General features: G+C 63.9%; 12 protein-coding genes, 1 tRNA gene and 1 pseudogene. 6 read left to right on the top strand and 8 right to left on the bottom strand.

Translation table 11 applies throughout. The features are described 5' to 3' along the window. Positions 1-178: 178 nt before the first annotated feature. The gene (gene chpT / locus Q0S16_RS11010) at positions 179-826 is read right to left on the bottom strand and encodes a histidine phosphotransferase ChpT (RefSeq protein ID WP_295848118.1); all 648 of its coding nucleotides are present in this window, start codon (positions 824-826) and stop codon (positions 179-181) included. A 139-nt stretch (positions 827-965) separates the two neighbouring features. Between chpT and Q0S16_RS11005 the strand changes: the two genes are divergently transcribed. After that, positions 966-1,802: a 3'(2'),5'-bisphosphate nucleotidase CysQ gene (locus tag Q0S16_RS11005; RefSeq protein WP_295848116.1), complete on the top strand. Its 837-nt coding sequence runs from the start codon at positions 966-968 to the stop codon at positions 1,800-1,802. A gap of 9 nt (positions 1,803-1,811) precedes the next feature. Here Q0S16_RS11005 and Q0S16_RS11000 read toward each other — a convergent pair whose 3' ends face one another. Next, positions 1,812-2,306, bottom strand: coding sequence for a YHS domain-containing (seleno)protein (locus Q0S16_RS11000; protein WP_295848114.1), 495 nt, complete (start codon positions 2,304-2,306; stop codon positions 1,812-1,814). Between the two features lie 110 nt (positions 2,307-2,416). Here Q0S16_RS11000 and Q0S16_RS10995 point away from each other — a divergent pair, with 110 nt between their 5' ends. From Q0S16_RS10995 to Q0S16_RS10985, 3 genes are all read left to right on the top strand, one after another. Then, positions 2,417-3,010 (top strand): DUF1134 domain-containing protein, encoded by a 594-nt coding sequence (locus Q0S16_RS10995; protein WP_295848111.1) that lies wholly within the window; start codon positions 2,417-2,419, stop codon positions 3,008-3,010. Positions 3,011-3,129: 119 nt separating this feature from the next. Beyond that, positions 3,130-4,392, top strand: a complete 1,263-nt coding sequence (locus tag Q0S16_RS10990; RefSeq protein WP_295848109.1) for a hypothetical protein — start codon at positions 3,130-3,132, stop codon at positions 4,390-4,392. A 150-nt stretch (positions 4,393-4,542) separates the two neighbouring features. Then, positions 4,543-4,617, top strand: a tRNA-Val gene (locus Q0S16_RS10985). A 29-nt stretch (positions 4,618-4,646) separates the two neighbouring features. Here Q0S16_RS10985 and Q0S16_RS10980 read toward each other — a convergent pair. Continuing rightward, a complete protein-coding gene (locus Q0S16_RS10980; RefSeq protein ID WP_295848108.1) occupies positions 4,647-4,787 on the bottom strand; it encodes a hypothetical protein in 141 nt (46 codons plus the stop codon). Between the two features lie 282 nt (positions 4,788-5,069). Between Q0S16_RS10980 and Q0S16_RS10975 the strand changes: the two genes are divergently transcribed. After that, positions 5,070-6,053, top strand: a complete 984-nt coding sequence (locus tag Q0S16_RS10975; protein ID WP_295848104.1) for a tripartite tricarboxylate transporter substrate binding protein — start codon at positions 5,070-5,072, stop codon at positions 6,051-6,053. A gap of 9 nt (positions 6,054-6,062) precedes the next feature. Here Q0S16_RS10975 and Q0S16_RS10970 read toward each other — a convergent pair whose 3' ends face one another. Then, the gene (locus Q0S16_RS10970) at positions 6,063-7,664 is read right to left on the bottom strand and encodes a class I adenylate-forming enzyme family protein (RefSeq protein ID WP_295848101.1); all 1,602 of its coding nucleotides are present in this window, start codon (positions 7,662-7,664) and stop codon (positions 6,063-6,065) included. 280 nt (positions 7,665-7,944) lie between these two features. On the opposite strand from Q0S16_RS10970, the gene Q0S16_RS10965 reads away from it, so the two are divergent. Next, on the top strand, positions 7,945-8,154 hold the full coding sequence (locus tag Q0S16_RS10965) for a hypothetical protein (protein ID WP_295848099.1): 210 nt from the start codon (positions 7,945-7,947) through the stop codon (positions 8,152-8,154). A 27-nt stretch (positions 8,155-8,181) separates the two neighbouring features. Here the strand turns inward: Q0S16_RS10965 and Q0S16_RS10960 are convergent. The 4 genes and pseudogenes from Q0S16_RS10960 to Q0S16_RS10945 form a co-directional block, all read right to left on the bottom strand. Then, positions 8,182-9,837, bottom strand: a pseudogene (locus Q0S16_RS10960) (ABC transporter ATP-binding protein). Next, positions 9,837-10,673, bottom strand: a complete 837-nt coding sequence (locus tag Q0S16_RS10955; RefSeq protein WP_295848096.1) for an ABC transporter permease — start codon at positions 10,671-10,673, stop codon at positions 9,837-9,839. Before Q0S16_RS10955 ends, Q0S16_RS10960 begins: the two are co-directional and overlap by 1 nt. A gap of 15 nt (positions 10,674-10,688) precedes the next feature. Continuing rightward, positions 10,689-11,708, bottom strand: coding sequence for an ABC transporter permease (locus tag Q0S16_RS10950; RefSeq protein ID WP_295848094.1), 1,020 nt, complete (start codon positions 11,706-11,708; stop codon positions 10,689-10,691). After that, on the bottom strand, positions 11,705-13,167 hold a 1,463-nt coding region (locus Q0S16_RS10945), incomplete at its 5' end, for an ABC transporter substrate-binding protein (protein WP_295848093.1). The genes Q0S16_RS10945 and Q0S16_RS10950, both read right to left, overlap by 4 nt.

The following is a 13,167-nucleotide window of genomic DNA, read 5'->3' as shown; positions in this document are numbered from 1 at the left end:
GCACCCCAGCGCGCGACTTTCGCTACGCCCTTTGGAATGAGACCACCTTCACTGCAAAGCGTTTAATATTGGTTGAGTATTCCGAAAAGAATGAAATCGGCAATCAAATTAGACAGTTGCGGACAAGTATTAACCTGTCCGCTAACTATTCGTTAACGCCGTGGGACGGTTCTCTGACTTACGACGCCGTCACCACGATGGCTTCGTCCTCGGCCGCGAGCACCACGGTCAGACCGCAGGCCTGCGCCAGCAGACGCGTATAATAAGGCTGTACGGCGTGGGCATCGACGTTGCCGGCATGGTCAGCACTCAGCAGCAGCACGATGTTCTGCGGGAGCCGGGCGTTCAGGCCGGCCGCGTTGACGCGGAAGCCGAGCGCGTCGCCTTCGCCGACCTGATCCACCGTCAGCACGCCACCGCGCGGGATCGTCTGCTGTGCAATCACCATCATGTTGAGCAGCAGCTTGACCTTGTTCTTGCCCAGCAGGATACGCGGCAGATTCCATTCGATCCTGGTCTTGGCATCCTCGAGATGGCCGCGCGCCATGTTCTGCGCATCGCCGAGATCGATCTGTGCGCCGGCCGAGCCGGCGGCGCCGAATGCAAGCCGGCAAAACTGCAGCCGCGCCGACGCCGTTTTGGCACTCTTGCGAATGAGGTCAAGGGCGAACTCGCGATCCTCCGGCTTCGGGTTGTCATCGAGCACTTCAAGGCCGTTGACGATGGCACCGACCGGACTGATCAGGTCATGGCACACCCGCGAACACAGCAGGGCGGCGAGTTCTAGCGCGTCGGGAGCCGCACCGGGAGCAGGAGTGCCGGACATGAGATAATCTCCTGGAGGGCCGCGCAGATAAACGGCGAATCAAGCAATTGCGTTATGGTTTGATACACTGCGCGCGCGAGCGCGGCCACATCAAGGCGCGCCTCAGACGCAAATCGGCTTACAGGGATGGGACTTGTTGATGAGTAATCATGGCGTGGCCGGCCTGAGCCTTGACGCCGCCGCCGAACTGCTGGCGCCGCTGACTGAACTCGTGATCCGGGCCGGCGCGGCCATCCTGGCGGTCAACCGCAACGTCATGACGGTTGACGGCAAGGCCGATGGATCCCCGGTAACCGAAGCCGACCTTGCGGCCGACGCCGTGATCGCCGAGGGACTGACGCGGCTGTATCCGGAAATTCCGTCGCTGTCGGAAGAGCGTTTGCAGCTCGCTAAACCGCCCTATGCGGGCAATTTGTTCCTGATCGATCCGCTCGATGGCACCAAGGAATTTGTCGCCGGGCGCAACGAGTTCACGGTCAATATCGCGCTTGTCGTCAACGGCGCGCCCCTGCTGGGCATTGTCGGCGCCCCAGCTTTAGGACTGGTCTGGCGCGGGCTGGTCGGCCGCGGCGCCGAGCGCCTGCGGATTGGCCCGGACTTCGCGGTCGGGGCTGCAACGCCGATTTTCAGCCGCCCAGCCCCGTCCGCTGGCACCCCTTGGGTTGCCGCCGTCAGCCGGTCACACGGCGACCCGCGGACGGAAGCCTTCATCGCAGCCCGGCCTGGCGCGGTCCGGATGGAAATCGGCTCCGCCGTCAAACTCTGCCGCGTCGCCGAGGGCGCCGCTGACATCTACCCGCGGCTGGCGCCGACCAGCGAATGGGATGTGGCGGCCGGCCAGGCCGTGCTGGTGGCCGCCGGCGGCCGGGTCACCGATGCCTGCGGCGCCCCGGTGCGCTTCGGCGGCAACCGCGCCGATTTCATCGTCCCGGAATTCATCGCCTGGGGCGACCCGATCGCCGTGCAGGCGGGCTAACCCCGAGGATCAGCGTGCCAGCTGTTGCTGCAACTGCACCCAGCGCTTCCGGGCATCGTTTAATACGGTGGCAGGCGCCGCCGCGAAGGCATCGCGGGTTTCCGCGCGGCCGAACAGATACAGCCGCTTTTCGGAGATCAACCAGATCTGCGGATTGCCGGCAAAGGCGACGCCGCGCGCCACATCGACCGGATCGTAGCCGCCGAATTGCGGCCCATAGACTTCCGGATGCGCCGCAAAAGACAGCCGATTGCCCTCATTGCAGAAGCGCCAGACCACGCCCTCGTCGGACAGCTCGAAGTCGAGCTGTCCGAGTGTCGGCTGCCCCTCTGTGAAATAGGCAACCGGATCGAAACCGCGGATCGCCAGACCCGTGTAACGGTCGGAAACGACGCGCTCGGTCGTGGCGGCGCCGCCGGCAACCGGCAGCCCGGCCATTGCGACAACCACGATCAGGACGATTCCGTGGTGCCACCCTTTCAAATCCCGCCGTTGTGCCGTCATAGTTGCTACCGATAGTGTAGAGAGTCGGGGATACTGTCGATCGGTCTAGGCCACGCATGTCAGCATCCGGTTAAGGCCACCGACACAATTCGCATAGCTAGGGGTTTTTCATGACCGTCGCATCACGCCTTGCTGCGCTGGCGCTCGCAGCGATGACGCTTGGGATGTCGCCCGCCGCGGCTCAACAGCCGCCGCGCCCGCCGCAGCAGCAGGTCGCGCCCGATTCGTTTCGTTCGGATGAGCTGGTCGGCGCCGGCCATCGCTTCTTCGGCAACGTCTCGCGCGGCCTTGCCTCGATCATCGAGAAGGCCGTCAGCCAATGGGGCCTGCCGAACGGCTACATTCTCGGCGAGGAAGGTTCCGGAGCCATCGTCGCCGGTCTGCGTTACGGCGAGGGTACGCTCTATACCAAGAACGCCGGCGATCTCCGGGTTTACTGGCAGGGTCCCTCGGTCGGCTTCGACTGGGGTGGCGACGGCGCCCGCACCATGACGCTGGTCTACAATCTGCCGGCCACCAACGCGATATACCAGCGTTTCGGCGGCATCGACGGCTCTGCCTATATTATTGGCGGCTTCGGCATGACGGCGCTGACCTCCAACAACATCGTGTTGGTGCCGATCCGCTCCGGGCTCGGGCTGCGGCTGGGCGCCAATATTGGCTATCTCAAATTCACACCAAGTGCGACCTGGAACCCGTTCTGAGCGGACGGCCTGCCGTCACCTCCCGCGTCGCAATAAAGGTTAACGTGGCGTTACACTAGCGTTTTTCGCGCCCGCCATGGCATGGTACCGACTAATTTCAGGACGTGGGAGTATTATTCATGGTTGAACCGATCATGTATCTGGCGATCGGTTTTCTGGTCTCCATGCTTTTTGGCCTTATGATCGTACCGCTGGTTCATAACCGCGCGGTGCGGCTCACCACCCGGCGGCTGGAGGCCGCTACCCCGCTGTCGATGGCGGAAATCCAGGCTGACAAGGACCAGCTGCGTGCCGAATTCGCGATGTCGGCGCGGCGTCTAGAGATCAGTGTCGACCAGCTCAAGAACAAGACCACCAGCCAACTCGCCGAACTCGGCAAGAAATCCGACGCTATCAACCGCATGAAGCTGGAGCTTGGCGAGAAGAACGCGACCATCTTCTCGCTTGAAGCCCGTGAAACCGCGGTCAATGAGAAGTTGGCCGCGACCGAAACGGAGTTCGCAGCCAAGATGGAATCGCTGCGCGCGGCTGAACGCGCACTCGCCGACAAGCAGGGCGAACTGGCGAGGCTCGGCCACGAATTATCCGATCGCACCATGGTCGCCGACAGCCGCCAGATCGAACTGGTCGCGGTACGCGCCCAGATCGAGGCGTTGAAGAATCGCGTGGAAGACGCCGAGAAGGAATTTTCCAGCACGCAGCAGCGGCTGGAACTGCAACGCGGCGAATCCGATACAGCGACCCGCGAACTGACCGAGGCGCGCGCCCGCGTCGAAAACCTCAGCCAGCGGGTCACCGATCTCGACCAGCAGCTAATGAGCCAGGTCCGCGCCGCCGAACAGCTCGGGCTGCGCGTCAACGAGCTGGAGTCACAGCTCGACCTGCAGACCAAGCTGTTGGCCGAGCGCGATTTCGAGAACAGTCAGTTGCGCCACGCCAGCGCGGCCGCCGAACGAATCGCGCAGGACCTGCGTGTCGAGATCGCCGCCAAGACCGGCGGCAGCGCCTCGTCGCTGGTGGAGAAATTGCGGGCCGAAAAAGCCGTCGCCGATCAGGCGCTGCGGACCGCCCAGGAGGAACGCTCACGCCTGCAGCGTGACCTCAATGCCATCCAGCAGCAGGCGGAGAGCTCATGGGCTACAGAGCGCATGGAAAACGCTCTGTTGCGGGAGCGCATCAACGATATCGCCGCCGAGGTCGCGAAGCTGGCGATGACGCTGGAAGGGCCAAATTCTGCGATCAACGCGATCCTTGCCGCCGAGCCACCTCCGCAGCAGCCGCCGACACCCGCCAATGGCAACGGATTCGTTGCCGGCGGAACCCTCGCCGACCGGATACGGGCCTTGCAGTCCCATGCCTCGCGGGCTCAGCAGCCGGTCTAAAAAGGCGGTGTTTTCAGCGATCTCGCGAACAATGTTCGGGCAGCCCGAAGCGCATGCTTGACACCCCCACCCCCGACTCCGTAAATCGCGCCACTGACGTCATCCACCGCCAGGGTCGATCTGCCTGGGAACTTCTGGTGAAATGGCTGCGGGCGATTAGCTCAGCGGGAGAGCACACCCTTCACACGGGTGGGGTCGCAGGTTCGATCCCTGCATCGCCCACCATTTTGGTGATGGTTCACGCACGACTTCGCCTACAGCTCAAAACGCCATACCACCGCGATGGTCGCGACTAGCGCCAGGGCGCTGACGATCCAGCCGACCAGGTACTCAAAATCATGGTCGTTCTGAATGTCGTCCGGTCTTCCAACTGCCGCGCGCCAATGGTGGGACATGCCTGCCTCCAAAACGTTCTGCAAAATAATCGGGCAACCGGCCTTCGGTTCCCCGGCGCATGAAACGGCCTTCCTCGGGCGACCTACCGACAACCGGAGCCGTTCTGCGACGAAAGTCCAGCGACCAAACGCCTCGCCTGCCCCGCTTGTACGCCGCGGCCGGTTGCCGGATCATGCGCGCAATCTTGGGTAGTTGAGACAATTTGTCGCTCGGCATCGGGCGATCGGCAACAACCGCAAAAAGCCGCGACAAGCGGCGCAGTTCCAATAGGGAGAAACACCATGCCTATCAAAGCTGGCCGCAGGGTCGCCTGTGCTGTCCTGGCGGTCCTCTGTTCCGGATTGGCCGGAGCAGCGCACGCTGAAACCTGGCCGCAGAAGCCGATCACCTTCATCGTCCCGTTTGCCGCCGGCGGCGGCACCGACGCCTTTGCCCGGCCGCTGGCGCAGCAGCTCGACACCCAACTGGGCAAGCGCATACTGATCGAAAACCGCGCTGGTGCCGGCGGCACCGTGGGAGCCTCGCTCGCCGCCAAGGCCGCGCCGGACGGCTACACCTTTTTCATGGGCGCCGCGCATCACGCCATTGCGCCGTCGCTCTATCCCAACCTCGATTACGACATCGAGAAGGATTTCATCGCCGTCGCCCTGATCGCGCGGCCACCACAGGTCGTCGTCGTCAACCCCGACAAGATCGCTGCCAAAACGCTTCCCGAGTTCATCGCCTATCTGCAGGCCAATCCCGACAAGGTCAATTACGGCTCCGCCGGCGCGGGCACCACGCATCATCTGGCGGGCGAGCTGTTCAAGAGCCTGACCAGGACCCGTCTCCTCCACGTGCCCTACCGAGGCGCGGGACCGGCGATGCAGGACCTGATCGCCGGCCACGTACCGGTGGTGTTCGACGGCCTCGGCTCGTCGGCGCCACAGATCAAGAGCGGACAGTTGCGCGCGCTGGCGATTGCCGCGCCAAAGCGGGTTTCGGCGTTTCCCGATCTCCCCACCGCGGCCGAAGCCGGCCTGCCCGGCTTTGAAGTGGCAACCTGGTACGGCGTGTTCGCGCCGAAGAACACACCGCCGGAGATCATCGAGCGGATGACCAGGGAGCTGAAGGCCGCCCTGCAGACCCCAGCGATCCGGGACACCTGGGAGCGCAACGGCTCGGATGTGCCCGACGTGTCAGGTGCGGCGTTCAGCCAAATGGTGTCGGCTGAAACCGCGCGATGGCGCAAGGTGGTCGCCGAGGCCGGCGTCAAGCTGGACTGAACCCGCTGATCAGGCGGCGAAGATCTGGCGCAGCATCGCTTTCTGGATCTTGCCATTGGCGTTGCGCGGCAAGGGCTCGACGCGAAGCGTGATGATTTCCGGCACCTTGTAGTCGGCCATCCGCTGCGAGCAAAAATCGCGGACGTCGTCCGGCGACAGCAGGCCTGGCTGGCGCGGCACCACGATGGCGTGGACGCGTTCGCCGAGCACCGGATCGGGACGGCCGATGATCGCGCATTCGGCGACGCCCTCGAGGCCGCAGATGGTGTTCTCCACTTCGGCGCAGAACACCTTGAAGCCGCCGCGGTTCAGCATGTCCTTCTTGCGGTCAAACACGCGGACAAAGCCGTCCGCGTCCATCGAGCCGATATCGCCGGAGCGCCAGAAACCATCGACGAATTCGCTGGCATTGGCCTCGGGCCGGTTCCAGTAGCTCGGCACCACCATCGGCCCGGCGATCAGGAGCTCCCCGGGTTCGCCCGGTGCGACGCGTTGGCCCGCGTCATCCACCACCACGATTTCGCCGCAAGGCACAACCTGCCCGACGCTGTCGAGGTGATCGCGCCACAGCGGCCGCGGCATGATCGTCGCGGGCGAGGTGCTCTCGGTGGCGCCATAGGCGTTGATCAGTTCGAGCCGCGGTAACGTCTTCGCCAGCGTCGCGATGGTCGGCACCGGCATCGGCGCGCCGCCAAAACTGCCGATTCGCCACGCCGACAGGTCATAGGCGGCAAAATTCGGGTGCATCGCGCATAGCGTATAGATGGTGGGGACCACCAGCGTGTAGGTGATGCGTTCGCGACTGACGAGATCGAGAAACAGTTCGGTCTTGTAGTCGCGTCGCATCAAGACGGCACAGCCGCCGACCGCCAGCATGGTCAGCATCACGGCGACCAGCCCGGTGACATGCGACAACGGCACCGCCACCAGCCCGCGGTCATTCTCGTCGAGCCCGTTGCCGCGGGCAAAATGTAGCGCGGAGTGGACGACACCGAGATGGGTGAGCTGCGCGCCCTTCGGTTTGCCGGTGGTGCCCGACGTGTACAGGATGACGGCGACATCATCCTCGTTCGGCGAGAACACCGGTGACGGTCCGCCATGCGGCAGCGCGTCGAATTCCTCGGCGCCGGCCGTGGTACCGTTCACGCTGATACGGATGCCAACTGTTTTGGCTTCCGCTATGGATGGCACCAGCTCGGACAATCGCGCCTCGAACAGGATCGCCTTGGCGCCGCTGTCGTTCAGCACGAATTCCAGCTCGGCGCGCTGCTGACGAATGCCGATCGGAACGACGATGAAGCCGCAACGGCTGCAGGCCAGAAAGCTCGCGACGAATTCGGTGCTATTGCCAAGAAACAGCGCCACCCGATCACCGGGCAAGACACCGCGGGCATGCAGCCCCGACGCGATCCGGGACGCCAGATCATCCAGTTCCAGATAGCTGAGTGCCGCGCCCTCTTCCACGAGCGCCGGGCGCCGCGGAAAGCGCAGCAGCGAGCCGGCAAACATCGCCGCAAGATTGGCGGGGCGCTCGGAAAAACACCGCATCTCGCGGCCGAAATGCGTTTCGATGCGCAATGCGCCGCCCGGCAAGCCGCTGGCCGCTATCATGACGTCTCCTCCATGGTCGCTTTTACCAGCGAACATGGCCGGCATTCGCCGCGAGGACAACCACCGCGGCCGGATGGCTCCGGTGCGCCGGGCATGCCTTGTGCGGAGATCGTCGCTTGCGGAAACAATACGAAACAAGAATGGCTGCGCTTGCAGGTAGTTAAAGCTGCGCTGATGGGTACGATACCCAACCGGTTAACCACGGCGGCGTAGCTGTGATGGATCGTTCTGCCAACAGGATCGAGCCGGGCCAGGATTTGCGCCCGAAAAGAGGCCTATCATGACAAGCATTTCCGGATCCAGCAGTGCGAGCACGCTGGCCCAGGCGCAGGCCAAACTGGCCGCCGATCAGGCGGCGAAAGCAGCGGCGAGTATCATCCAGGCCGACCAGAAGGCTTTGCAGGAAGCGACCGCAGCCGCGGCTACCACGGCGTCATCTGCTGTCGCTGGCGCGACGCCGAGCAACGCGGTGCTCGACACACAGGCTTGACGGCCTCGCGCTAAGCCAGCCGGATCGTTACGCGACCACCGCCCGCACCGGCCTTGCGCCGGGACCAGCGAACATGCCGCGGCCGGGGATCGCATCGAGCAGCGCGCGCGTATAGGCGTCCTTGGGATTGTCGAAAATATCCTGTGTCGCGCCCTGCTCGACGATCTCGCCGCGGCGCATCACGACGATGCGGTCGGCGATCTCGGCGGCGACGCGCAGATCGTGGGTGATGAAGATCATCGCCAGATTCATCTCCTCGCGCAGTTCCGCCAGCAATGCCAGAATATGCGACTGCACGGAGACGTCGAGCGCCGACACCGCCTCGTCGGCTACCAGCACCAGGGGCTTCAGGGCCAGAGCGCGGGCGATACAGATGCGCTGGCGTTAACCACCCGAGAATTCATGCGGGTAGCGGTCGATGGCGCTCTCCGTGAGGCCGACGCGGGCGAGCAAGCGACGGGCATCAACATAGGCTTGGGCCTTCGACGCACCATGGGCCATCGGCCCACGCGCGATGGCGTCGCCCACCCGCTGGCGCGGATCGAGCGCCGCGAACGGATCCTGAAACACGATCTGGATTTTTCGCCGCATCTCGCGCAACCGCGCGCCACGCTGCGCCAGCAGATCATCGCCGACGAAATGCACCGAGCCCCGGTCGGGCTCGATCAGCCGCATCAGCATGCGTCCAAGCGTCGACTTGCCGGAGCCGGACTCACCGACGATGGCGATGGTTTCGCGGGCCTTCAGGCTGAGCGAGATGTTCCGCACCGCCGCTGTGCGGCGCTGCGGCAGGAACAGGCCCTGGCTGGTGACAAAGGTCTTGCTGAGGCCGACGGCATCGAGCAGCGGCTCGGTGCCGATCTGACGATTGGCACTGGACAGCTTGCGCGCCCCGGGCACCGCGGCAATCAGGCTCCTGGTATAGTCATCCTTGGGATGGCGCAGCACCTCGTCGACGGTGCCCTGCTCGACGACACGGCCGTGGCGCATCACCACGACGCGATCCGCGACGTCGGCGACCACGCCAAAATCATGAGTGATCAGCAGCACGCCCATGCCGCGCTCGGTCTGCAGCCGCTTCACCAGCGCCAAAATCTGTTTTTGCGTGGTGACATCGAGCGCGGTGGTCGGCTCGTCGGCCAGCAGCAGCGCCGGATTATTGGCCATCGCCATCGCGATCATGATGCGCTGGCGCTGCCCGCCAGAGAGCTGGAACGGATAGCTGCGCGCCAGCGCCGCCGGATCCGGCAGGCCGACCGCGCCAATCAGCTCCTGTACGCGGGCGTCGACCGCCGCGCGCGACGGAACCGGTCTGGTGTGCGTGATGATGGATTCCGCGATCTGCTGGCCGACCCGGGTCAGCGGATTGAGCGCGGAAAGCGGCTCCTGAAAGATCATCGAGATCTCGCCGCCGCGCAGATGGCGCATCCGCGCCTCGTCGGCGGTCGCGATATCGGCGTCATTGAATTTGACAGCGCCGGTACTGATGCGGACTTCATCCGGCAGCAGCCGCAGGATCGCATGCGCGGTCATCGACTTGCCGGAACCGGACTCGCCTACCAGGCAGACGATCTCGTTGCGATGGACCTTGAACGAAACGTCCTCGATCGCAAAGGCGCGGTCGGCGCCCTCCGGCAGCGCAATCGACAGATTCTCGATCGAGAGCAGTGTGGTGTCAGACATCAGTGGCCCCGCTTGCGTGAAATTCGCGGGTTCAGCGTGTCGTTGAGACCTTCGCCGACCAGATTGATGGCGAGCACCGTGAGCAGGATGGCAACGCCCGGGAACACGCTCATCCACCACGCCTGGCGAATCACGGAGCGGGCGGAGCCGACCATAAAACCCCAGGACATCAGATTTGGATCGCCGAGCCCCATGAAACTCAGCGCGCTCTCGATCAGGATTGCGGAGGCAATCGTCAGCGAGCCGGTGACAATGATCGGCGAGATCGCATTGGGTAAAATGTGGCGCAGCACCACCGACAGCGCCCCCTGCCCCTGGCACACCGCGGCCTGCACGAATTCGCGGTTGCGTAATCGCAAGAATTCCGCGCGCGTCAGCCGTGCCAGCGGCGGCCAGCTCACCGCCGCGATGGCAAAGATGACGTGGCGCAGCGTCGGACCCAGCGTCGCCACCAGCAGGATGGCAAGGATGAAGCCGGGGATGGTCTGGAACAGTTCGGTGACGCGCATCAAGAGGTCATCGACCTTGCCGCCATAATAACCCGCGAAGGCGCCGACAAGAACGCCGATCAGCACCGCGGCCAGCGTGGAAGCCAGCCCAATGGTCAGCGACACCCGCGCGCCATAGACGATGCCGGCGGCGACGTTGCGTCCGAGCATGTCGGAGCCGAGCGGCAGATCCTCGCTCAGCGGCGGCTGGAACGGTGCGCCGGCCATGTCCCAGGGATCATCGGGAAACAGATACGGCGCGGCGATCGCCAGCGCGATGATGATCATCAGGAACAGCAGCCCGATCACACCGGCCGGACGTCGGAGGAAAATCTTGAGGCTGTCCATGGCGGGACTCTCCGTTCAGGACGCGTTGGTGGTGACGCGCGGATCGACCATGCGATAGATCACGTCGGTCACGAGATTGAGCACGATGACAATCACGGACATCACCAGGAAGATGCCGAGCATCACCGGATAGTCGCGCTGCAGCACCGCGTCATAGATCAGCCGTCCGAGGCCGGGCCAGGCAAACACGGTTTCCACCACCACCGCGCCGCCAACCAGCGCGCCGGCCTGCATACCCGCGACGGTCACCACCGGCAGGATGGCGTTGCGCAGGACATGGTGAAAGATGATGCGGCCCTGCTTCAGGCCCTTGGCGCGCGCGGTCTTGATGAAGTCCTGGTGCATCACCTCGATCACCGAGGAGCGCATCAGCCGCGCATAGATCGCCAGATAGACCGCGGCCAGCGACAGACCTGGCAGCAACAGGTGCTTGCCGATATCCAGCGCGCGTTCGAAGGCGGTCTGTGTGACGCCGATGGTGACGTAGCCAAAGGCTGGCAGCCAGTTCAGCTGCACCGAAAACAGTAGCACCAGCATCAGCCCGAGCCAGAACACCGGCATCGCATAGAGCAGCAGCGACACCACCGTCAGCATGGTGTCCGACCATTTGCCGGCGCGAATGCCGGCCAGCGTGCCGAGCAGGATGCCCGCGAACAGCGCGGCCAAAAAGGCGGTACCGGTGAGCAACAGGGTCGCCGGCATGCGCTCGCCGATCAGCGTCAGCACCGGGCGCTGCTGGCGGTAGGAATAACCGAGGTCGAGCGTCACCACGCGTTTCAGATAGGTGCCAAGCTGGATGATATAGGGCTTGTCGAGACCGTATTCGGCACGCAGCGAGGCCAGCAGTTTTTCGTCAGACGAACCGCTCTGCCCGGCCATCACCTGCGCGGGATCGCCCGGCGCGGCATGCACCAGGATGAAGTTGAAGGTGGCGATGACGAGAACGACGGCTACAAGCCTTGCCGCCCAGTTCGCCACGGCGAACGCGTAAGAAAATACGCGTCCGCCCGTTACGTTGACAGAAGTCAAACTCATCCGATCGTGACCACGCCGAAGGTCTCGTGGACGCCGATGCCGGTGGTGATGACGTTCTTCAGCTTCTTGTCGTAGAAATTCGGGAAATCCTGCTCGATCATCCAGGCGATCGGGACTTCGTCGACCACGATCTTCTGCACGGCGGTGTAGAGCTCCTGGCGCTTTTTGTCGTCGGTTGCGACCGCCGCTTCCTCGAACAGCCGGTCGACTTCCGGATTGGAATAGCCGGCGATGTTGGAAAACAGGATGCCCTTGCGGATGTTCGCGGTGATATAGCTGCGCGACACGCCGAGCGCGGGGTCGCCGAACTGGTACAGCAAATTGCTGGTCATCTCGAAATCCCAGTTGCTGGTCTTCTCGGCCCAGCCGGCAAGATCGAGACCGACCAGTTGCAAGTCGATGCCGACCCGCGACAGCGACTGTCGGAAGAATTCCGCACCGCGCTGCCACAGCTCGCCATAGGGCGGCACCAGGAACTTGATGCTGACGCGCTTGCCGTCGGCGCCCGGCTTCAAGCCCATCTCCTCGAGCAGCGCCTTGGCCTTGTCGAGCGAGTAATCGTATTGCGGCACGTCCTTTTCATAGAACCGGGTCTTCGACGACACCGGACCGGTGGCGACCTTGCCGAGGTTGAAGAACACCCGGCTCAGCAGCGCCTTGCGGTCGATCGCGTACATCACGGCCTGACGGAAGCGCTTGTCGTTCATCGGCGCGACGCGGTTGTTCATCTCGAGCCAGAAATGCGGCGCGAAGAACTCGTAGCCCTTGGTGGTCATTTCCAGGTTCGGCAGCTTCGACAGCCGAGCCACGTCGAACAATTCGACGTCGGTCCACTGCGTCAGTTGCACGATGCCCTGCTCGAGGGCCACCGAGCGCGATGCGGCATCGGGAATCACGCGATAGATGATCTCGTCGAGATGCGGCTCGCCGGCGCGGTAATAGCCGTCGTGCTTGACGAGGTGGATGTGCGACCCCTTGACCCATTCCTTGAGCTTGAACGGACCAGAGCCGATCGCTTGCGCATTGGCCGGGTTCTTGCGGAAGTCGGTACCGTCATAGATGTGCTTGGGCAGCACCGGCGCCGTGGTGCAGTCGAACGAATTGAGGAACGGCGCGAACGGCGCCTTCAGCGTGAATACCACGGTCAGCGGATCGGGCGACTCCGCCTTCTCGATGCGCAGGAAAGTGCCGCGGGCGCGGGCATGGGTTTCGGTCAGCACCTTCATCACCGAGAACACGACGTCTTCGGAGGTCAACGGATGGCCGTCATGGAAGGTGATCTTGGGGAACAGCTTGAAAGTATAGACAAGCCCATCCGGCGAGACGGTCCAGGATTCGGCGAGACCCGGCATCGGCTTCAGCTCGGGGCTGTAGCGCAGCAGGCTTTCATAGATCTTGCCACCCAGCGTCAGCGTCGGCTGCTGCTGGTTAAGCGCGGTGACGAGGATCGGCGGCTCGG

Origin of the sequence: Tardiphaga sp., from assembly GCF_025356345.1 — a bacterium.
Classification (GTDB): domain Bacteria; phylum Pseudomonadota; class Alphaproteobacteria; order Rhizobiales; family Xanthobacteraceae; genus Tardiphaga.
Note: the sequence above shows the minus strand (reverse complement) of the source record. Positions and strands in the feature narration are given on the sequence as shown.

Coding starts and splice junctions, on each gene's coding strand:
- Q0S16_RS10965 (WP_295848099.1), top strand. CDS start 7,945: ATGACAAGCATTTCCGGATCCAGCAGTGCGAGCACGCTGGCCCAGGCG.
- Q0S16_RS10975 (WP_295848104.1), top strand. CDS start 5,070: ATGCCTATCAAAGCTGGCCGCAGGGTCGCCTGTGCTGTCCTGGCGGTC.
- Q0S16_RS10980 (WP_295848108.1), bottom strand. CDS start 4,787: ATGTCCCACCATTGGCGCGCGGCAGTTGGAAGACCGGACGACATTCAG.
- chpT (WP_295848118.1), bottom strand. CDS start 826: ATGTCCGGCACTCCTGCTCCCGGTGCGGCTCCCGACGCGCTAGAACTC.
- Q0S16_RS10990 (WP_295848109.1), top strand. CDS start 3,130: ATGGTTGAACCGATCATGTATCTGGCGATCGGTTTTCTGGTCTCCATG.
- Q0S16_RS11005 (WP_295848116.1), top strand. CDS start 966: ATGAGTAATCATGGCGTGGCCGGCCTGAGCCTTGACGCCGCCGCCGAA.
- Q0S16_RS10955 (WP_295848096.1), bottom strand. CDS start 10,673: ATGGACAGCCTCAAGATTTTCCTCCGACGTCCGGCCGGTGTGATCGGG.
- Q0S16_RS10950 (WP_295848094.1), bottom strand. CDS start 11,708: ATGAGTTTGACTTCTGTCAACGTAACGGGCGGACGCGTATTTTCTTAC.
- Q0S16_RS11000 (WP_295848114.1), bottom strand. CDS start 2,306: ATGACGGCACAACGGCGGGATTTGAAAGGGTGGCACCACGGAATCGTC.
- Q0S16_RS10970 (WP_295848101.1), bottom strand. CDS start 7,664: ATGATAGCGGCCAGCGGCTTGCCGGGCGGCGCATTGCGCATCGAAACG.
- Q0S16_RS10995 (WP_295848111.1), top strand. CDS start 2,417: ATGACCGTCGCATCACGCCTTGCTGCGCTGGCGCTCGCAGCGATGACG.